Origin of the sequence: Vreelandella arctica (genome assembly GCF_037070215.1) — a bacterium.
Lineage (GTDB): Bacteria > Pseudomonadota > Gammaproteobacteria > Pseudomonadales > Halomonadaceae > Vreelandella > Vreelandella arctica.
The window spans coordinates 18,697-38,134 of record NZ_JBANSN010000018.1; the positions used below are offsets into that span (position 1 = coordinate 18,697).

At 55.2% G+C, this 19,438-nt stretch carries 17 protein-coding genes and 2 tRNA genes; 4 read left to right on the forward strand and 15 right to left on the reverse strand.

Annotated features, from left to right (window positions below; genetic code table 11):
- Positions 1–247 precede the first annotated feature (247 nt).
- From aceF to ampD, 3 genes are all read right to left on the reverse strand, one after another.
- The gene (aceF, locus tag V8L70_RS15320) at positions 248–2,284 is read right to left on the reverse strand and encodes a pyruvate dehydrogenase complex dihydrolipoyllysine-residue acetyltransferase (RefSeq protein WP_101147549.1); all 2,037 of its coding nucleotides are present in this window, start codon (positions 2,282–2,284) and stop codon (positions 248–250) included.
- Between the two features lie 58 nt (positions 2,285–2,342).
- On the reverse strand, positions 2,343–5,015 hold the full coding sequence (gene aceE, locus V8L70_RS15325) for a pyruvate dehydrogenase (acetyl-transferring), homodimeric type (protein ID WP_336270029.1): 2,673 nt from the start codon (positions 5,013–5,015) through the stop codon (positions 2,343–2,345).
- Positions 5,016–5,429: 414 nt separating this feature from the next.
- Positions 5,430–5,999, reverse strand: a complete 570-nt coding sequence (ampD, locus tag V8L70_RS15330) for a 1,6-anhydro-N-acetylmuramyl-L-alanine amidase AmpD (protein ID WP_336270031.1) — start codon at positions 5,997–5,999, stop codon at positions 5,430–5,432.
- Between the two features lie 93 nt (positions 6,000–6,092).
- Between ampD and nadC the strand changes: the two genes are divergently transcribed.
- Positions 6,093–6,947, forward strand: coding sequence for a carboxylating nicotinate-nucleotide diphosphorylase (nadC, locus tag V8L70_RS15335; protein ID WP_336270032.1), 855 nt, complete (start codon positions 6,093–6,095; stop codon positions 6,945–6,947).
- A 6-nt stretch (positions 6,948–6,953) separates the two neighbouring features.
- Here nadC and V8L70_RS15340 read toward each other — a convergent pair whose 3' ends face one another.
- On the reverse strand, positions 6,954–7,478 hold the full coding sequence (locus V8L70_RS15340; RefSeq protein ID WP_176302335.1) for a GNAT family N-acetyltransferase: 525 nt from the start codon (positions 7,476–7,478) through the stop codon (positions 6,954–6,956).
- A 164-nt stretch (positions 7,479–7,642) separates the two neighbouring features.
- On the opposite strand from V8L70_RS15340, the gene tsaA reads away from it, so the two are divergent.
- The gene (tsaA, locus tag V8L70_RS15345; RefSeq protein WP_336270033.1) at positions 7,643–8,380 is read left to right on the forward strand and encodes a tRNA (N6-threonylcarbamoyladenosine(37)-N6)-methyltransferase TrmO; all 738 of its coding nucleotides are present in this window, start codon (positions 7,643–7,645) and stop codon (positions 8,378–8,380) included.
- Between the two features lie 15 nt (positions 8,381–8,395).
- On the opposite strand, the gene purC is transcribed toward tsaA, so the two are convergent.
- The 3 genes from purC to dapA all read right to left on the reverse strand — a co-directional run bounded on the left by purC (position 8,396) and on the right by dapA (position 11,091).
- Positions 8,396–9,112 carry a phosphoribosylaminoimidazolesuccinocarboxamide synthase gene (gene purC, locus V8L70_RS15350; protein ID WP_336270035.1) on the reverse strand — a complete coding sequence of 239 codons (717 nt, stop codon included), beginning with the start codon at positions 9,110–9,112 and terminating at the stop codon, positions 8,396–8,398.
- A gap of 32 nt (positions 9,113–9,144) precedes the next feature.
- Entirely contained in the window at positions 9,145–10,128 is a 984-nt protein-coding gene (locus V8L70_RS15355) for an outer membrane protein assembly factor BamC (RefSeq protein WP_101147551.1), read from the reverse strand.
- 78 nt (positions 10,129–10,206) lie between these two features.
- Positions 10,207–11,091 carry a 4-hydroxy-tetrahydrodipicolinate synthase gene (gene dapA, locus V8L70_RS15360; protein WP_008955949.1) on the reverse strand — a complete coding sequence of 295 codons (885 nt, stop codon included), beginning with the start codon at positions 11,089–11,091 and terminating at the stop codon, positions 10,207–10,209.
- 283 nt (positions 11,092–11,374) lie between these two features.
- Between dapA and V8L70_RS15365 the strand changes: the two genes are divergently transcribed.
- On the forward strand, positions 11,375–11,851 hold the full coding sequence (locus tag V8L70_RS15365) for a peroxiredoxin (protein WP_336270038.1): 477 nt from the start codon (positions 11,375–11,377) through the stop codon (positions 11,849–11,851).
- 53 nt (positions 11,852–11,904) lie between these two features.
- On the opposite strand, the gene V8L70_RS15370 is transcribed toward V8L70_RS15365, so the two are convergent.
- Complete coding sequence (locus tag V8L70_RS15370) at positions 11,905–13,005, reverse strand: AI-2E family transporter (protein WP_008955947.1); 1,101 nt, start codon at positions 13,003–13,005, stop codon at positions 11,905–11,907.
- The gene (locus V8L70_RS15375) at positions 13,002–13,265 is read right to left on the reverse strand and encodes a sulfurtransferase TusA family protein (protein WP_008955946.1); all 264 of its coding nucleotides are present in this window, start codon (positions 13,263–13,265) and stop codon (positions 13,002–13,004) included. The genes V8L70_RS15370 and V8L70_RS15375 overlap by 4 nt, the downstream gene beginning before the upstream one ends.
- A gap of 218 nt (positions 13,266–13,483) precedes the next feature.
- Here V8L70_RS15375 and V8L70_RS15380 point away from each other — a divergent pair, with 218 nt between their 5' ends.
- Complete coding sequence (locus V8L70_RS15380) at positions 13,484–14,947, forward strand: M48 family metalloprotease (RefSeq protein WP_101147553.1); 1,464 nt, start codon at positions 13,484–13,486, stop codon at positions 14,945–14,947.
- 125 nt (positions 14,948–15,072) lie between these two features.
- Here V8L70_RS15380 and nadA read toward each other — a convergent pair whose 3' ends face one another.
- From nadA to V8L70_RS15410, 6 genes are all read right to left on the reverse strand, one after another.
- On the reverse strand, positions 15,073–16,101 hold the full coding sequence (nadA, locus tag V8L70_RS15385; protein ID WP_336270039.1) for a quinolinate synthase NadA: 1,029 nt from the start codon (positions 16,099–16,101) through the stop codon (positions 15,073–15,075).
- A gap of 270 nt (positions 16,102–16,371) precedes the next feature.
- A tRNA-Lys gene (locus tag V8L70_RS15390) sits at positions 16,372–16,447 on the reverse strand.
- Between the two features lie 92 nt (positions 16,448–16,539).
- Positions 16,540–16,615, reverse strand: a tRNA-Lys gene (locus tag V8L70_RS15395).
- A gap of 147 nt (positions 16,616–16,762) precedes the next feature.
- Positions 16,763–17,638, reverse strand: a complete 876-nt coding sequence (gene rluB, locus V8L70_RS15400) for a 23S rRNA pseudouridine(2605) synthase RluB (protein WP_008957531.1) — start codon at positions 17,636–17,638, stop codon at positions 16,763–16,765.
- On the reverse strand, positions 17,625–18,464 hold the full coding sequence (gene scpB / locus V8L70_RS15405) for an SMC-Scp complex subunit ScpB (protein WP_101147555.1): 840 nt from the start codon (positions 18,462–18,464) through the stop codon (positions 17,625–17,627). The genes rluB and scpB overlap by 14 nt, the downstream gene beginning before the upstream one ends.
- A complete protein-coding gene (locus tag V8L70_RS15410) occupies positions 18,461–19,411 on the reverse strand; it encodes a segregation and condensation protein A (protein ID WP_101147556.1) in 951 nt (316 codons plus the stop codon). The genes scpB and V8L70_RS15410 overlap by 4 nt, the downstream gene beginning before the upstream one ends.
- Positions 19,412–19,438 lie beyond the last annotated feature (27 nt).

Consider the following 19,438-nt stretch of genomic DNA (forward strand, 5'->3'; position numbering starts at 1 on the left):
CTCCTTGAAATTCTTAGTATGAAGAATGAGTACGAAAATGAGTATGGAAAATCTGTTAACTGACAATAACCGCGCCTCTCAGGCGACACAACTCCCCAAAAGCCTGAGAGACCCGCTTTTATTTCAATTTTTTTAAATTAAAACAGCCAAGTGCCGTAAAACTACCACTTTGGTAGCGCTGCTAGCCATTTAGCAAACACAAGCGGCGCCCCGAGGGGCGCCGCTTTTAAGACTCTATCGCTACCAATTACAGCAGTAAACGACGGATATCGGTCAACACATCTGCCAGGAAGGCGGTGAAGCGGGCTGCGTCAGCGCCATTGATGGCACGGTGATCATAAGAGAGTGACAGCGGCATCATTAAGCGCGGTTGGAAGGCACTGCCGTCCCATACCGGCTTCATCTGCGCTTTAGACACACCCAAAATAGCCACTTCCGGCGCGTTAACGATTGGCGTGAACGCCGTGCCACCGATCGAGCCGAGGCTCGAAATAGTGAAGCAGCCACCGGTCATCTCGTCACGCTTGAGCTTTTTGGTTTGTGCTTTCTTACCCAGATCCGCCATCTCCTTGGCAATCTCCACCAAGGACTTTTTATCTGCGTCGCGCACCACCGGCACCATCAGGCCATCGGGGGTATCAACCGCGATACCGATATGGACGTAGTTCTTCCATACCAGCGTTTCGCCATCGCCCTTCAGGCTGACGTTGAACTGCGGGAACTTACGCAGCGCAAACGCACAGGCTTTGACCATAAACGGCAGCGGCGTCAGCTTGGCGCCTTGGGCTTCCACTTCGGCCTTCATCGCCTTGCGGAACGCTTCCAGCTCGGTAATGTCCGCTTCGTCGAATTGCGTGACGTGGGGAACATTGAGCCAGCTACGATGCAGGTTAGTCGCGCCCATTTTGAGCAGGCGACCCATCGGCTTCTCTTCCACTTCACCAAACTGGCTGAAGTCGACTTCCGGAATAGGCGGAATACCCGCACCACCGGAGGCCGCAGCTGTGCCGGGCTGCGCTTTGCCTTGATTGGCAATGGCTTGCTTCACGTAGGACTGTACGTCCTCTTTAAGCACACGATCTTTCGGGCCGCTCGGCTTTACCAGTTCCAGGTCGACGCCCAGCTCACGGGCCAGCATACGTACGGCGGGGCCAGCGTGAACCAATTTGCCGTCACGCGGCTTGTGGGCCGCCATCTGCGCTTCTGGGCTGGGGGTGCCCGCTGGCGACTCAGAAGGCTTGGCGCTAGCCTTGCTCTGCTGGGCCTTTTCGGGCGCTGCTTTCTCAGGGGCAGCTTTTTTCGGCGCAGCTTTCTTACCACCGCCGCTGCCAGCCACTTCGATATAGCCAATGACATCGCCTTCCGAGACGGTGTCGCCCTCTTTGACGGTTAGCTCAAGGAGCTTACCTTTGTAGGGGCTGGGCACATCCATAGAGGCCTTGTCGGACTCTAAGGTAATCAGCGGGTCTTCTTCGTTGATCTCGTCACCGACCGCTACGCCGATTTCGATAATCGGTACGTCAGAGGCGCCAGAAATATCCGGTACGCGAATTTCTTTACGCTCCGGTTCGCCACTAGCGGCTTCTTCCTGATCATCTTCTTCAGCGGGCTCTTCCGGTTCGCTGCGGGCTTGGCTAGCGGCTTGATCATCAGAAGCTTCTTCTGCGTCATCGCCGCCTTCGCCCGCAATCTCCATCTGGCCGATCACATCGCCTTCAGAAACCGTGTCGCCTTCTTTTACAGTGAAGCTGACGATTTTGCCGCTATGAGGGCTGGGCACGTCCATGGAGGCTTTATCAGACTCCAGGGTAATCAGCGTGTCTTCGGCTTCAACCTCATCGCCTTCACTCACCGCGACTTCGATGATTTCAACGTTATCCGAGCCACCCAAGTCGGGCACCTTGATATCAACGGTTTGCTTACCACCGGCTGATTTCTTGGCAGCAGGCTTCTCGGCCTGCGGCTTTTCTTCTTGGGGCTTTTGCTTTTCTTCTTTCGCTGGGGCTGCTTCTGGCTCAGCGTCTTCGCTACTGCTGTCGCCGCCGCCTTCAACTTCCAGCTCAACGATATCGTCACCTTCGGAGACGCTATCGCCTTCCTTGACCAGCACTTTAAGTACCTTGCCGCCTTTCGGGGCCGGTACATCCATGCTGGCTTTGTCAGATTCCAGAGTGATCAGGGTGTCTTCCGCTTCAATGACGTCGCCTTCTGACACCGCAATCTCGATGATTTCGACATCGGTATCGCCACCGATATCGGGAACTTTGATGATTTCGCTACTCAAGGTCGCGCTCCTTCCAAATCGGATCGAGCCGGTGAGCATTCGCCCACCGGGCAGCGGTTTAGCTAGTCAGCGGGTTAGGCTTATTAGCGTCAATGCCGTACTTCTTCAACGCTTCGCCGACAAGCTTGCGATCAATCTCACCGCGATCAGCCAGCGCACGCAGCGCGGCTACAGTGACGAAGTAGCGATCCACTTCGAAGAAGTAGCGAAGCTTCTCGCGGGTATCTGAACGGCCAAAGCCATCGGTACCCAGTACAGTGTAGTCACCCGGCACCCAGGCGCGCACTTGGTCCGCATACAGCTTCATATAATCAGTTGAAGCGATAACCGGGCCATCGCGCCCTTCCAGGCACTTAGTCACGTGAGGCTTATTGGCCTCCGCATCTGGGCTTAGGAAGGCTTCACGGTCGAGCAGTAGCGCTTCACGACGCAGCTCGTTAAAGCTGGTCACGCTCCAGATGTCGGCGCCGATGCCCCAATCGTTCTCAAGCAGGGTGGCAGCCTCTTCGACTTCGCGCAGAATCGTGCCAGAACCCAGCAGCTGAACGCGGCCTTTGTCACCCTTGGTTTCGCGCAGCAGGTACATACCCTTGACGATATCGTCGGCCGGTACGTTCTCCAGTGCAGGATGTTCGTAGTTTTCGTTCATCACTGTCAGGTAGTAGAAGCAGTTCTCCTTGTCGGTGAACATGCGCTTCAGGCCGTCCTGAACAATGACCGCTACTTCATGACCATACGTAGGGTCGTAGCTGCGGCAGTTGGGAATGGTTGAAGCCTGAATCAGGCTGTGGCCATCCTGGTGCTGTAAACCTTCGCCGTTAAGCGTGGTGCGCCCAGCGGTGCCGCCGACCATAAAGCCGCGCGCCTGCAGGTCGCCCGCCGCCCAAGCCAAATCACCAATGCGCTGGAAGCCAAACATCGAGTAGTAGATGTAGAACGGCAGTAGCGTGACGTTATTGTTGCTGTAGGAGGTCGCCGCGGCGATCCAGGCCGACATCGCGCCCGCTTCAGTAATGCCCTCTTCGAGGATCTGACCTTTCTGATCCTCGCGGTAGAACATGATCTGGCCTTTATCGACCGGCTCGTACTTCTGACCTTCCGAGGTGTAGATACCCAGCTGACGGAACATGCCTTCCATACCGAAGGTACGTGCCTCGTCAGGGATAATCGGCACCACTTTTTTGCCAAGCGTCTTATCTTTCACCAGGCCATTCAGTACGCGCACAAACGCCATGGTGGTGGAGACTTCACGCCCTTTCGAGCCACCCATTTGCGAGGCAAAGGTTTTATCTTCGAGGCTGGGAATCTCCAGCGCCTCAAAGTCGCTCTGACGGCTGGGCAAGTAACCACCCAGGCGCTCGCGCTGCAGGTGCATGTACTTAAGCTCGGGAGAATCATCTTCCGGCTTGTAGTAAGGAACGTCTTTGAGCTGCTCATCGGTGATCGGAATACCAAAGCGATCGCGGAAGGTCTTGAGCGCTTCGTACTCCATGCTCTTAACCTGGTGCGCTTCGTTGGCCGCTTCACCATCGCCGCTACCCATGCCGTAACCTTTAACGGTATGGGCCAGAATAACCGTTGGCTTGCCGTTAGAGGTGTTAACCGCCTCGTGGTAGGCCGCATAAACCTTGAACGGATCGTGGCCGCCGCGATTGAGCTTCCAGATATCTTCGTCAGAGAGGTCTTTGACCATCGCTTCGGTTTCTGGATATTTGCCAAAGAAGTGCTCGCGAGTGTACGCGCCACCATTGGCTTTGTAGTTCTGGTATTCGCCGTCGACCGCTTCGTCCATGCGCTTCTGAAGGATGCCTTTCTTGTCCTTCTCGAACAGCGGATCCCAGTGGCGGCCCCAGACGACCTTGATCACGTTCCAGCCAGCGCCACGGAAGACGCCTTCGAACTCATCCATCACTCGCGAGTTACCGCGTACCGGGCCGTCAAGGCGCTGCAGGTTACAGTTGATGACGAAGATCAGATTGTCGAGGTTTTCACGGCCCGCCAGCGAAATAGCGCCCAGGGATTCCGGCTCGTCGCACTCGCCGTCGCCCATGAAACACCAGATCTTGCGGTCATACATATCTTTCAGCTCACGGTGATGCAGGTACTTCATCACGTGCGCTTGATAAATGGCCTGAATGGGGCCAAGACCCATCGATACCGTAGGGAACTGCCAGTAGTCCGGCATCAACCACGGGTGCGGGTAGGAAGAGAGACCATCGCCATCGACTTCCTGACGGAACTTATCCATCTGCGCTTCGCTCAGGCGTCCTTCCAAATAGGAACGGGCGTAAATGCCTGGCGCCACATGCCCTTGGATATACACCAAGTCACCAGCAAAATCGCCTTGGGGCGCGCGAAAGAAGTGGTTAAAGCCTACATCGTACAACGTGGCAGACGACATGAAGCTGGCAATGTGCCCGCCCAGGCCCGGCTTGGCGCGGTTGTTACGAATCACCTGTGCGATGGCGTTATAACGGATCAAGGAGCGGATACGGCGCTCCATGAACAGATCGCCAGGCATCGGTGCTTCGCGGTGAACCGGGATCGTATTACGGTGCGGGGTTGTCACCGAGAAGGGTACCTTCATCCCGTCCCGGCGCAGGCGATCCGCCAGGCGGGTCATCAGGTAGCGGGCACGATCTTCGCCCTCACGATCCAATACCGACTCTAGGGAATCAATCCATTCCGTAGTTTCGATCGGATCGAGATCTTCTCTTGTCTCCAGACTCATAGAGGTCTCTCCGAATGACGATAAATGACAATTAGCCCCGCTACCCTAATGGGCCTGGGGCGGCGGTGTGGAAGTCCACCACGCGCCAACATTCAGCCGGTGAATAAACGCCGGATAGGGGTTTTAGCTCTACATTCAACAAGCTACGTACCGTTTTATGTAGTAAAGCTACACAAATGTCGTAAAAGTTAGCCTTTTGTATAGGGGAAGATACCGCAAAGTCGTCACGCTGCCAATTCTGTCGGGGCGGAAAAGCCTATCGAAAACAAACTATTGCACTGCAACATAAGCAAATTAAAGACCTCATTCTTCAGTATCAAATAAGCCAACAATTGTAATTAAACTACTGTTTTATTGCTTTGTTATTGAAGCACTTAGTTATTAAAACACCTAATCGCCCCCCTACTTCTCAGCCTATGACGTTAACTGCTGCTGGAAATAAACCCAGTCAAATGCTGGGCCTGGATCTGTTTTGCGCAGCGGCGCGACATGGGCATGGCTGGTGATACGGCGGCTATTAAGCTGTGGATAGCGCGCGATTAGCCAAGTCGTTGCTTCTACCAAGGCGTTGTACTGGGCTTTGGTGTAGGGGGTAATGTCGTCCCCTTCAAGCTCAATGCCTACCGAGAAGTCGTTGAGCGCTGTTCGCCTTTTTAGCTGATATGCATCCCACCAGCAAGAGCGCCCGGCGTGCCATGCGCGCTGATCCGTATCAACAAATTGAACGCACTCTCCATCGCGACGTATTAGCAGGTGCGCAGAGACTCTCAGATGGGTTATTTCAGCGAAAAAGGGATGTTCATCGGCTACCAACTGATTGGTAAACAGCGCTTCGATAGCATCACCGCTAAACACGCCTGGGGGCAGACTGATCGCATGCAGCAGCAGCAGCGAGACTTCGTCGCTTGGGCGAGCGTCGCAGTTGGGTGAGACCACGTGCCGAGCGCCTTCCCACCAGCCACTTAACGGTTGTTTCTCTTCCACGCGCACGCTCTCCTCTATATTAGCGCTCTCTTTCACTGCTCATTTTCACTATAATACTGGTCACACTTGACGACGTTCTGAGAACTCACTGCCATGCATTATCAATCCGCTCTTGCAGAAGAAATCCGCGCCAGCGCTGCTCGTCTGCTAGCCGAAGACGTGGGCCCAGGTGATATTACCGCGCAATTGATCCCTGAACACCAGTGGGCCAGCGCCGATGTGATTACCCGTGAAGCCGCGGTGCTGTGCGGTGCACCTTGGGTGGATGAGCTGTTTCGCCGCCTGGATAACCGGGTAAGCCTGAACTGGCACGCCGCTGATGGCGATAAACTTGAGGCTGGCCAATGTTTTTTAACCTTGGAAGGCCCCGCCCGCATCCTGCTCACCGGTGAGCGTGCGGCGCTTAACGTGCTGCAAACGCTGTCTGCCACTGCGACTGCCACCCGTGCTTATGTCGACCTGATTGAAGGCACGTGCGTACGCCTGCTCGATACCCGCAAAACGCTACCCGGCATGCGCTTGGCGCAAAAATATGCCGTTACCTGCGGTGGCGGCCATAACCACCGCATTGGTCTATGGGACGCGTTTTTGATCAAAGAGAACCACATTGCCGCCTGTGGAGGCATTCAAGCAGCCGTTGCACAAGCACGCAAGCTGGCCAGCGACCTGCCAGTGGAAGTGGAAGTGGAAACCTTTGAAGAGCTGGATCAGGCGTTGGCAGCGGGTGCCGACATTATTATGCTCGACAACTTCGCCATTGAAGACCTGCACGTTGCGGTAGAAATTAACGGCGGCAGAGCCACCCTGGAAGCATCAGGCAATGTGGACGACGCTACGCTACGGGCAATCGCCGATACCGGCGTTGACTGTATCTCTAGCGGTGCGCTAACCAAGGATATCGCCTCAATCGACTTATCGATGCGCATAACCCGCAGCTATAGCGTGTAGCTAGACTTACGTTTCCACGGCGTTAAGTGCCTTGGAAAGTCGATACCGCTTGAGCGATTCACCACTGCGCTCCACCCACTGCTCGCCGTGGTTTTCCCAGCCGCGGCGCATTAGACGCTCGTAAAGCACCGAACTGGCCTCAATCTCCACCTTGCCTTTGCCCTGTTCGAGCAGCATACGCTCAGCGTGAACCAGCAACGTGGTGCCAATGCCGCGACCAGCAAGAGAAGGCCAGACATAGAGCGTTTCAATTCGCCCGGCATCTAAATCTACTTCCAAAAACCCCACGCAGCGTCCATCACAGGTAGCAATTAACGTGGTATACAGCGCTTGCCGCACTGCCCAGGCACTGCCTTCACGGGGTAGCGCTTGCGCCCATGCCCGCCGCTCATCTAGCGTATAGTGGGTAGCAGCCCCTTGCATGACGGCGTGGTAAAACACTTCTGCCTGATCGGCGGCATCGCGTGCCAGTGCCGCGCGATACATAACCCGCGCACTCGTTGGCGCTTGCTGCTCATCGCTATTACTCATGCGTCACCTCTGCACTGTTCAGCTAACATTTGGTCAATGCCTATTCAAGCAAGACCTCTTCGATCACGCCGCTTTAGATCACACCCTATTGGGTCACGCTTAAGCCATCGGCTGCTTTATACTGTTTTATATTACGCCAATAAATCCTAGCAAAAGGCAGTGTGATGGACGATGCCCCTAACAGCGAGCACTTTACGCTATCGCCCATTGGCCACATGGCCAGCGACTACCCTGACAAATTCGGCATTCCGCGCCAACCAGGGCTCGCACCCGCGGCTAACGCCAAGCTTGTGCTCGCCGCCCCCTACAATGACCCTCTCGCCGTGCGTGGTTTAGAAGACTTCAGCCACCTGTGGTTAAGCTTTATATTTCATCAAAGCCCGCAACGCTGGTCGCCGCTGGTGAGGCCGCCACGGTTGGGCGGTAATAAAAAAGTGGGCGTTTTTGCCAGCCGTAGCACCCATCGCCCTAATCGTCTGGGGCTATCACTGGTAAGGCTAGTCGGTATCGACACTCAGCAAGGCGTCGTTTTGGCGTTACAGGGCTGCGACTTAGTGAGCGGCACGCCGGTGGTTGATATCAAACCCTACTTGCCCTGGGCTGAATCTCAGCCTGATGCAAAGGCTGGTTTTGCGCCGCAGACGCCGTCACTGTTGGCGGTGTCGTTTCACCCAGCGGCACTGGACACCCTCACCCAACGCTCAGACAGCGCCACGCTGCATGCATTAATTGAGCAAGTACTAAGCCAGGACCCACGGCCCGCCTATAAGCAAAAAGAGTTAGCGTCTGATCGACTTTACGGGGTACGCCTACGCGATGTAGACGTTAAGTTTCGTCAGCGTCAACAAGGCGAAGCCACCACCTTAGAGGTGATGGCTATCGAACCTTACGACGAGCGATAAAACAATGATGACGTTTTAAGCGGGAAAGGTAATACCCAGGCGGCGACCAACTTCTTCATACGCCTCAATCACGCCGCCCAACCCCTGGCGGAAGCGATCCTTATCCAGTTTTTCACGGGTGTTAGCGTCCCAAAGGCGGCAACCATCCGGCGAGAACTCATCCCCCAATACCACCTCACCCTTGAAGACACCAAACTCAAGCTTGTAGTCCACCAACAGCATATCGCCCTCGGCAAACAGCGCCTTGAGGATATGATTGACCTTGAAAGTCAGCGTCTTCATCTTGGCTAACTGTTCGGGGGTTGCCCAACCGAAGGTCTCCGCCAACGACTCGTTAATCATCGGGTCGCCCTTCTCGTCGTTCTTCAAGAACAGCTCGAAGGTAGGCGGTGTTAGTGCAATACCCTCTTCCACACCTAACCGTTTTACCAAACCACCGGCGGCGATATTGCGCACTACGCACTCCACCGGGATCATCTGCATTTTTTTGACCAGACTCTCCGTACTGGAGAGCTGTTTTTCAAAGTGAGTGGGAATGCCCGCTTCCTGCAGCCGCTCCATAATGAAGGCGTTAAAGATGTTATTGACCATTCCCTTACGGGCCAGCGACTCCACTTTTTTGCCATCGAAGGCGCTGGTGTCATCACGAAAGTTAAGCACCAACAAATCCGGATCGTCGGTGGTATACACAGATTTCGCCTTACCGGCGTAGAGTTCTTGGCGCTTTTCCATGGGGGCTCCGTAAGGGATCAAGGGTCAATAAATTAACGTAAATAACCGGAGACACGCTCAAGCAGCTCGCGCTGATCATCGGCGCTGAATGCCCGTTCGCTGGCGTTGATGGCACGCAGGATCGTCTTGTCGCCGTCAGGCTGTAAGGCAAGGCGGATCTCTTGGGACATTTTGCGTACGTCCGCGCTGAATACCATTTGCAGCGGGTTACGATTGCGCTCGGTTTCGGTCATATATTCAACCAGGAACTCGTGGCTACTGGGGTCAGAGGCAAGCAAGTCGCGCTGTCCTTCCTGAGCAAAATCCAGTTCAAGGTAGTGGTTCAGTTCAGCCCATACGCGGTCCACCGGCTGCGGAATAACCACTTCCCACTCTTCACCCTGCTGGCGAACTTGTAACGTTTGCTCATCGGTAAGGCGCTGAGCGGTCCAGGAAGATGACACGCTGGCAGAAGCGCTGCGTGCACTTAGATGGCTTTCCAGTGCGTCCAGACAGCTAGTCATGGTTTGCCCACCGCTTTCACAGCGAACTTCGCTACTGCCTGCGCGCAGCGCACTCTGCAGGCGTATTTCCCCCTGGGACGTCACGATAACGCCCTGGGACGCGCTGCTCTGCAGCACATTCAGCTGTCGGCTGCGTACAAACTCTTCCAACTGCGGCCACACCGTACCGGTGTCGGCGGCCACCACTAGCCAGGTTTGATCACCGACTTCGCGGCGCTCAACGTACTCAGGCTCTAAGCCACTGCCAATAGCCAGTGATTGGGGCGGACGAATTTCTGCCGCTTCGTCAAGCCGTGTCCCTTGGGTGGCGGCTTGAGGAACCGGCAGCGCATCGCGGTAACGTTGGGGATTACGGGTCTCTGGCAACACCAACGGAGGCGCCGGAGCAGCCTCGGTGTAGTCCAGGTTACGGTCGTGGTAAAAACCATCCCGTGCGCAACCAGAGAGCGCGACAGCCGCTGCGAGTGCCAGCGGAACCCATTTAAGCGCACGTATTTCAAGCACAGAGCTCATCAAGCCACCTTAAGTCAACAAATCAGGTACCCAGCTCAACTTATCGCTGAGCTGGGTAGCAAAGGGTATTGCGCCAGGTTACTCCTCTACGACGCCTGCCATCTGCAGCGCTTCGCTCACCGTGGCGTGGTACTTTTCAGACAGCCAGGTTAGCGGTAAACGAAGGCCTGCGTCCGCATAACCCATGCGATTAAGCGCCCACTTCACGGGAATAGGATTCGACTCTATGCCCAAATTGGTGTGTAGCGGCATCAGACGGGTATTAATCTGGTGGGCTTTATCAGCATCACCGGCCACGGCAGCGGTGCACAGATCATGCATCGCCCGTGGGGCAACATTCGCCGTCACGGAGATATCGCCATGGCCACCCATCAACATAAAGTCACAGGCGGTCGCATCGTCGCCGGAGTAGAGCATAAAGCCACTGCCCTTTAGACGTGAGATTAGATCTTCCGCACGCTCCAGGTTCCCTGTTGCGTCTTTCAAACCAATAATATTATCGACATCGGCCAAGCGTAAGACGGTCTCGTTGTAGAGATCAGAGCAGGTACGGCCCGGCACGTTATACAGAATCACCGGCAGTTTGCTGCCTTCCGCGACCGCTTTAAAGTGCTGATACAGGCCTTCCTGGGTGGGCTTATTATAGTAAGGGCACACTGACAAGCAGTAATCGGCCCCGACTTCCCCGGCGTAACGCGCCAGCTCAACCGCCTCAGAAGTGGCGTTAGCCCCCGTCCCTGCGATAACCGGAATACGACCATTGACCTCTTCGACAACGCTGCGAATCACATCAAAGTGCTCCGCGAAGGACATGGTAGTAGGTTCGCCCGTCGTGCCAGCAGCCACAATGCCATCGGTGCCATTTTCGAGATGGAAGTTCACCAGACGACGAAGCGCCTCCCAGTCGATGTCGCCATTGACCTTCATAGGCGTCGCCAGGGCGACAATGCTGCCTGTGATCATCCGTTTATTCCTCACCAGCCAAAGTGTGATATCAACTATCTGTGTTTTAAGTGCTATGTATTTTACGTGCTATGTCTTTAGCAAACTGGGCGCCATCGCGATACTTTGTATAAGGCGCTGGCGTTCCACAGAGAGCAAATGGTACTCAGGCGATTCGAGCCTGTACAGCGTAAAGCGGTGCAAGTTTGTCACCGGCCTGGTTTGAGCTTTGACAACTGCCCCTGGCTTTCGTGTAATCGCGCGTGACTACTAATCTTAACACCCACCCTCAAAAGGACGCCTTATGTCTGTTGAAATTGGTCAACCCGTTGCTGACTTTTCCGCTACTGCAACTGGTGATTCCACCGTGACGCTATCGGAACTGCACGGCAAACAAGTGGTTATTTATTTCTACCCCAAAGCCAGCACCCCAGGCTGCACCACCGAGGGGGGTGACTTTCGCGACCGTAAAACCGCCTTCGATGCTGCCAATACGGTCATCCTCGGCGTCTCTCGCGACGGCCTACGTGCGCAGGAGAACTTTAAAGCCAAACAGGATTTTAATTTTGATCTTATCTCTGACAAGGACGAAAACGTCTGCACGCTGTTTGACGTTATCAAGCTCAAGAAAATGTACGGCAAGGAGCATCTCGGCATAGAGCGCAGCACCTTCTTGATTGATAAAGAGGGCAAGCTCGCCAACGAATGGCGTGGTGTTAAGGTGCCTGGTCATGTTGATGAGGTACTCGCCGCGGCTGAACAACTTAACTCTGCCAGTTAACCCCTATGCCCGCGCTGAGGATACCCAGCGCGGGCCGTGTTTAAGCGCTACGCTTACTCTTTTGCTGGGGCTTGCAAGCTACGACGCTCCTCTCGCTCCTGCATACTACGCGGCCAAGCGTAGATCAGCGCTTTCAGCAGCGTCGCTAATGGAATAGCAAAGAAAATACCCCAGAACCCCCAAATCCCGCCGAAGAACAACACCGCCACAATGATAGAAACCGGATGGATATTGTTAGTTTCAGAAAATAGTACCGGGGCTAATACGTTGCCATCCAGCGCTTGAATCACTCCATAAGCTACTAGCACATACACAAACTCCTCGCTGAGCCCGAAGTGAAACCCAGCGACCGCAGCCACCGGCAGTGTTGCCACCGCCGCCCCGATATACGGCACCAATACAGAAAACCCCACCAGAACGGCCAACAGCGCCGTATAAGGCAATCCAAAGAAGGCAAAGGTAAAGAACGTTACGGTGCCCACGATAATGATTTCAATGAACTTGCCGCGGATATAGTTGGCAATTTGATCATCCATTTCACGCCAAATACGTGATAACAGCGTGCGTTTTTGGGGCAGCAGCGACAGCATAAAGCCAACCAATACATCGCGATCCTTGAGCATGAAGAAGACCAGAATCGGCACCAGCACCAGATAAATAATCAGCGACATAATATTGCCTAGCGATGCCAGCGAAAGCGTTAAGGCGCGCTGCCCTAACTGGCTGATCTCGCGGCTCGCCACGCCTATCCAGTTCTGCATCTGGTCCGGCGTAATAATGTTGGGGTAGCGCGCTTGCAGCTCATCCAGCCAGCCTTGACCACTGGCGAACATCCTCGGTGTTTCTTGTACCAACCCCACTAACTGATTCCAAATCAGCGGCATTAAAATAAACGCCAGGGTTAACAAGACACTAATAAACGCCAGGAATACCATGATCACCGCCAGCAAATGCGGCAACCCACGGCGGGTAAGTGCGCTCACCACGCCTTGTAGTAGAAACGCAATTACCAGTGCAGTGAAAAACGGTGCCAGCATACGGCCAAACCAAATGATCGCCGCAAAACCTGCCACCAATACTACCAGCAGAATCAGCGCCTCTTCGTCGGAGAAGTAGCGCTCAACCCAGCTTTTTAAAATCGTACGCAGGGTCATGAGTGACCATCCCCGGCTTTACGAATCCAGTACACATAAACATCGTCACGCTGTTCACGGCCTTCCAGGGTATGCGCACTTTGATCGGTAAACGACGCCATATCCCGCCACGAACCGGCGTCCGTTGAACGCACCTCCAGCAACTGACCTGCTGCCAAGGTAGCTAAGGCTTGCTTAGCTTTCAGCAGTGGCAATGGGCAATGCAGCCCACAAGCGTCAAGCACCGTATCGGGTTGAAAGCCCCCGGTTTGCTCAGACATATACTCTCCCTCAAAATGACCTGCCTATTCACGGCATAGATTTGTAAATGTTGCTGCATATACATTGTGTAATAGACGCTGCCGCATAAACTGTCTTGTTAGCGATTGATTTCACTAGGTCGTCGATTTAACGGCACTTCCCCGTCTTTATCAATGTCATAGTATTAATCAATGTCATACCCTGACTGTAGCGTTTAACCATCACCCATGAGGATGCCATGCCGACCTTTCCTACCGCTTACCCAGGCTGGATATGTGCGTTCGCTTGTGCCTGTGGCAGTTTACTTTTTAGCCCCCCAAGCGTTGCCATCAACGATTACGGCCTGCCAAGCCTGGGGGCGGCGTCTACCTCGGTCAGCAATGAAGAGTACCGCCTGGGCCGCGCGTGGTTACGACAGTTTCGTGCTCAAGCCCCCCAGTGGCAAGATCCTATTACCAGCGACTACCTGGAAAGCCTGATTGCCCGGCTCGCCCCCCATAGCAAGATTAATGGTCTACGCACTATTACCGTGATGGTGGATAACGAATCGCTTAACGCCTTTGCCGTGCCTGGCGGGGTGGTAGGCATCAATTCAGGGCTGTTCGCGTTTGCCGAAGATGAAGGTGCCTTCGTTTCAGTGCTGGCGCATGAGTTGGGCCATCTCTCTCAACGCCACTATGCGCGGGGAAGCGCACGGGCAGCACAAACCCAACTGCCCGCCATGGCGGCCATGCTAGCCGGCATGCTAATTGCCGCGAGTGGCGGCGGTGATGCGGGCATAGCGGCCGCCATGGGCTCCCAAGCAGCGCTAATACAGGATCAGCTCAGCTATTCACGTTTATTTGAACAGGAAGCCGACAACCTAGGCCTCCAGGCGATGGCCGATGCGGGCTACGACCCAGAGGCCATGGTGCGCATGTTCGCCGCTATGCAGCGCATGGCCCGTCTGCAGGGCGATACACCGCCGGAGTTCCTGCTTAGCCACCCGGTCACCGATAGCCGCTTAACCGCTGCCCAGGATCGCGCTGCCCAGCTCAATGTCGCCGATGCCTATACCAGCGACACCCTTTACGACATGATGCGCGCCCGCGCCCTGTTGAGCATTTATGCCAACACGCCTGAGCAAGCGGCTTCGCGCCTTGCCCAAGAAGGCGCTGACGAGACTGCCCAGGACTATCTGGACGCCTTGATCGCTGCCCGTAACGGCCAGACTGATAATGCCTTACAACGCCTTGATCAACTTGCCAGTCAGCAGCCTGACTTTGCCATGCTCCCCGCCTCTGCCGCGAGCGTCGCCTTAGAGGCCGGTCAGTACGATGAGGCCATCCAGCGCAGCCAGCGATTGCTGCGTTTTATGCCTAACTACCTGCCTGCTCAACTGATATTGGCCGAAGCACAGCTACAGCGTGACCCTCAATCGGCTTACAACGTGTTACGGGACATGGCCGATCAGCACCCAGAAAACCCTCAGGTCTTCAATCTATTAGCTGAAGCCGCCGGACGCAGTGGTCATGATGGCTGGGGGCATTTGGCTCGCGCTGAGCACCTGCAATTGACGGGCCGGGTAGACCGCGGCATTCGCCAGCTCTCCATTGCTCGCGATGCTGCGGAACGTGAAAATGATCAGCAGGTAGTAGCCAGGATTGAACAGCGCCGCGAGGCCTTTATTGAATATCGCGAAGCGCTGGAAGATTTCAACTAAATCTAGGTCAACAAAACCTGTGTCATTGCGAGGAGCGCAGCGACGCGGCAATCTTAACCAGCGGTTGCAATATCCCCAAGATTGCTTCACTTCGTTCGCAATGACATTCGGTTAATCTTTTCTCGCTAGGCGTTGAAATTAAGCATCCGCTCCAGCGGCATCAGGGCCTTCAAACGCATCGACTCATCGACCTGAATCTCACCACTTCCCTCGCGCAATGCACCCGCCAGGTTATCCAGCGCGTTCATGGCCATCCAGGGACAGTGCGCGCAGCTGCGACAGGTAGCGCCGTTACCTGCGGTGGGCGCTTCAAACAGGGTTTTATGGGGCACCGCCTGCTGCATCTTGAAAAAGATGCCTCGGTCCGTCGCCACAATCAGCTTATCGTTAGGTAGCTCTTTAGCGGCCTTGATCAACTGCGAAGTGGAACCTGCCACGTCGGCCAGCTTCACCACCGGCTCGGGCGACTCGGGGTGCACCAAGACAGCCGCATCGGGATAGATCCGCTTAAGGTCTTCAACGCCTTTGGCCTTGAACTCTTCATGGACGATACAGGCGCCGTCCCACATCAACATATCGGCACCGGTTTTCTTCTGAATATAGCCGCCCAAATGCTTATCGGGCGCCCAGAGAATTTTCTCGCCCTTGGCCTGCAGGTGCTCAATCACCTCTACCGCAATCGATGAGGTCACCACCCAGTCAGCCCGCGCTTTAACCGCCGCCGAAGTATTGGCATACACCACCACGGTGCGATCCGGATGAGCATCGCAGAAAGCGCTGAACTCATCGGCAGGGCAGCCAATGTCCAGCGAACAGGTTGCTTCAAGGGTGGGCATGAGTACGCGCTTTTCCGGCGACAGTATCTTGGCGGTCTCGCCCATAAAACGGACACCGGCGACAACCAGCGTGGTGGCGTCGTGACGGGCACCAAAGCGTGCCATTTCTAGCGAATCGGCAACGCAGCCGCCGGTCTCTTCAGCGAGTTGCTGAATAGCATCATCGGTGTAGTAATGCGCGACCAAAACAGCGTTATGAGCTTTCAATAGCTGCTTGATTTCTTCGACCCTTGCCAAATCTTCCGCCGGAATCCGGGTCGGACAGTACGCAACGGGCAACGGAGCACTCAGCTCTGCTTGAGTAGTCATAATAGTCATCGTGTCTACCACTGTGACGAGCAGGGAATCCCCCTGCTAAACACTGGGTCACGGCACAGGCGCGTTTCGCTCTATTCCCGCACCGCTCGCGTGCGATCGGCCGCTACGTCTCTCGTGGTGGCCTATCGTCTGAATATCTATTCTAGCCCATTCTGATTGGAAATAGCTGCCCACTGCAAACAGATTGTCACGTAGAGGCATTACCCAAAAGTGCTTCTCACCCGCATAGCAAAACGCCCCTGGCAGCTATGCTGCCAGGGGCGTTGAATCTGGTGGGTCGTGCAGGATTCGAACCTGCGACCAATTGATTAAAAGTCAACTGCTCTACCAACTGAGCTAACGACCCAAATTTGCGCTGCTACATCATCATACTGTCTTCGTTCACAACCACCCGACGCCACTTGCTGTTTAAACATATCGTAAAAACAACGGCTTCAATGGTGGGTCGTGCAGGATTCGAACCTGCGACCAATTGATTAAAAGTCAACTGCTCTACCAACTGAGCTAACGACCCGCCTGAACGGATGCATATCCTACGCTTACACCCTTTTGATAGCAAGTGTTTTTTAGTCTCGGATAACAGAAATGAATCATACAACGTGCCTGACTGATCAATATAAACCGGTTCAGGCACGTTCACTTACCTATTTAGCGGGCTTTGTTAACGGGCTTTGCTTTTCGGTTTACGCATCGCTTGAACCGGCTTACGCTTGTGCTTATCGCGGTTCCAGCGGTTCTTTTCATCAGGCGTCAACGCAGGCACTTTACGGGTTTCTAAGTTAGCCAATGTCGCTAAGTCGTCCACCTCATCCTGGTTAAGTTCAACCCATTCACCGGCTTTAGCGCGCTTATCGAGGAAGATGTTGCCGTAACGCACGCGTTTCAGGCGACTCACCGTGAGGGCTTGCGACTCCCAAAGGCGCCGCACTTCGCGGTTACGACCTTCCAAAATTACCACGTGGAACCAGGTATTGATGCCTTCGCCGCCAAACTCCTGCACATCCGTGAAGCGAGCCGGGCCGTCTTCCAGCATAACGCCATCGACCATCGCCAGGATATGCTCCCGCTTCACTTCACCCATTACGCGAACGGCATACTCACGCTCCACCTGGGTAGAGGGATGCATCAAGCGGTTGGCCAACTCGCCATCCGTGGTAAACAGCAGCAAACCGCTGGTGTTAATATCCAGGCGACCAATCGCAATCCAGCGCTCGCCTTTCAAGCGCGGCAAGCGTTCAAATACGGTGCGCCGACCTTCCGGGTCTTTGCGTGTGCACAACTCGCCTTCCGGCTTGTTGTACATAATCACTCGACGCGGCACTTCCTCTTCAGGGCGCAGCGATACCGGGCGGTCATCAAAGCTGACTTTATCCCGCGCTTCAACACGGTCACCCAGCTTGGCCACCTGGCTATTCACCTTTACACGGCCATCGGAAATTGCCGTTTCCATCTCACGCCGTGAGCCAAGGCCTGCGCGGGCCAGGACTTTTTGCAGCTTTTCGCTGGTAGGGGGCGTGGTGCTATCACTCTGACTCATGGTCGTCTGACCTCACATCGGTAGTCTGCGTGCGCTCGCGCTCTTCTTCGTTCGCGCGCTGCGCACGTGCCGCCAACCGTGCCTGTAAATCGGCAAAGCTTAGCGGCTGGGTTAACGCCGTCTCGGCGTGCGTATCGGCTGTTTCAGCCGACGTTATGTCTTCTTTCTGGGGTGGCGCATCCTGCACCGTTTTGATCGTTTCGTCTAGTGCTTCGTGGTCTGAACCGGTGTCTTGTTCTTCCTGGATGACAGTATCATTGGTCATCCCTGTGTCTTCAGGTATTTCGCTCTCGTCCCAGTTCGCCAGGGTGTGCATCGGCGGCAGCGCATCGAGCGTTTTTAATCCAAAGTCATCTAAAAAGCTCCGCGTGGTGGCATATACCGCCGGGCGCCCCGGCACATCCCGGTGGCCCACTACGCGAATCCAACCGCGCTCCGCCAGGGTGCGCATGATTGAACTGCTTACACTGACCCCACGCACCTCTTCGATATCGCCACGAGTAACCGGCTGGCGGTAGGCGATCAGCGCCAGCGTTTCCAGCAGCGCCCGTGAGTAGCGCTGGGGGCGCTCGTCCCATAACCGCGACACCCATTGCGACAGACGCGGGCGAATGCGTAGCTGATAGCCTGAGACCGTTTCCAATAACTCTAGTGCCCCAGCCGAATGGCGCAGCTGTAAGCGCTCAAGGACATCGCGAAACTCCTTGCGAGTCGGGCATTCGCCTTCAAGAAAAAGCGTTTCTAGACGTTCAAGGGGTAACGGTTCACCAGCGGCCAGGAGCGCTGCTTCAATAATGTCATCTAACGCGTTGGCGGCGTTACTCATGGCGTCTCTTCTCCAGGTTCAAAGGCGGACTCACCATAGGCATCGTCTTCTATCTCGTTCTCCTCAAAAGCGCCCTCTTCGTCGTCGGCCAGGGCGGCACGCCGAGCACGTACGTGAATCGGCGAAAGCGGTGCATTCTGAACAATTTCAATCATGGCTTCTTTGGCCAGCTCTAGAATTGCCATAAAGGTCACGACCACGCCAGCCCGCCCTTCTTCTAAGGTGAACAGCGCTTCAAAGGGGGTATAACGTTGATGCGCATCATCGTGGCTGAGTAACTCCATAATCTTGAGCATGCGCTCGCGGGTAGATAGCACCTCGCGACTGATCTGGTGGGCTTGCACCAGCTCGGCGCGCTTGAGAATATCCGAAAGCGCGCTGAGCAATTCATCCAATTCCACCTCAGGGTGAATCACACGAGATTCCAGCGGAGGTAAGCCCGCCTGCACGCTGAACCAGTCACGCCCCATGCGCGGTAGCGTATCCAGTGTCTCGGCTGCCTCTTTGAGGCGTTCGTACTCCTGCAGGCGTCGGATAAGCTCTGCGCGAGGATCCTCCTCATCATCGCCCTCAGCCTTCGGTGGGCGCGGCAACAGCGTTCGCGACTTGATCTCAGCGAGCATAGCGGCCATCAGCAGGTACTCACCCGCCAGCTCGATCTCCATGGCCTTCATCAGCTCCACATACTCGATGTACTGGTGAGTAATGGTGGCCACATTGATGGTCAGAATATCCAGATTCTGACGCCGAATCAGGTAGAGCAGTAAATCCAGCGGGCCTTCAAAAGTCTCCAGAAAGACGCGCAGTGCCTCGGGAGGAATATACAAATCCTCCGGCATTTGCGTTATCTGCTCATTGAACAGGCGCCCAAACGAAACCGCCACTGGGTCAGTGGTCGCAGCGTCAGGATTTTCTAGCTCAGTCGTATCGCTTGGCGTCTCGCTCACGCGGGTCGGCTCTCCTGGTAAAAGGGG

Bases quoted from the DNA above. Each gene is read 5' to 3' on its own strand.
- aceE (WP_336270029.1), bottom strand. From the start codon at position 5,015: ATGAGTCTGGAGACAAGAGAAGATCTCGATCCGATCGAAACTACGGAA.
- nadC (WP_336270032.1), top strand. From the start codon at position 6,093: ATGCATTATCAATCCGCTCTTGCAGAAGAAATCCGCGCCAGCGCTGCT.
- V8L70_RS15340 (WP_176302335.1), bottom strand. From the start codon at position 7,478: ATGAGTAATAGCGATGAGCAGCAAGCGCCAACGAGTGCGCGGGTTATG.
- tsaA (WP_336270033.1), top strand. From the start codon at position 7,643: ATGGACGATGCCCCTAACAGCGAGCACTTTACGCTATCGCCCATTGGC.
- purC (WP_336270035.1), bottom strand. From the start codon at position 9,112: ATGGAAAAGCGCCAAGAACTCTACGCCGGTAAGGCGAAATCTGTGTAT.
- V8L70_RS15355 (WP_101147551.1), bottom strand. From the start codon at position 10,128: ATGAGCTCTGTGCTTGAAATACGTGCGCTTAAATGGGTTCCGCTGGCA.
- dapA (WP_008955949.1), bottom strand. From the start codon at position 11,091: ATGATCACAGGCAGCATTGTCGCCCTGGCGACGCCTATGAAGGTCAAT.
- V8L70_RS15365 (WP_336270038.1), top strand. From the start codon at position 11,375: ATGTCTGTTGAAATTGGTCAACCCGTTGCTGACTTTTCCGCTACTGCA.
- V8L70_RS15370 (WP_008955947.1), bottom strand. From the start codon at position 13,005: ATGACCCTGCGTACGATTTTAAAAAGCTGGGTTGAGCGCTACTTCTCC.
- V8L70_RS15375 (WP_008955946.1), bottom strand. From the start codon at position 13,265: ATGTCTGAGCAAACCGGGGGCTTTCAACCCGATACGGTGCTTGACGCT.
- V8L70_RS15380 (WP_101147553.1), top strand. From the start codon at position 13,484: ATGCCGACCTTTCCTACCGCTTACCCAGGCTGGATATGTGCGTTCGCT.
- nadA (WP_336270039.1), bottom strand. From the start codon at position 16,101: ATGACTATTATGACTACTCAAGCAGAGCTGAGTGCTCCGTTGCCCGTT.
- rluB (WP_008957531.1), bottom strand. From the start codon at position 17,638: ATGAGTCAGAGTGATAGCACCACGCCCCCTACCAGCGAAAAGCTGCAA.
- scpB (WP_101147555.1), bottom strand. From the start codon at position 18,464: ATGAGTAACGCCGCCAACGCGTTAGATGACATTATTGAAGCAGCGCTC.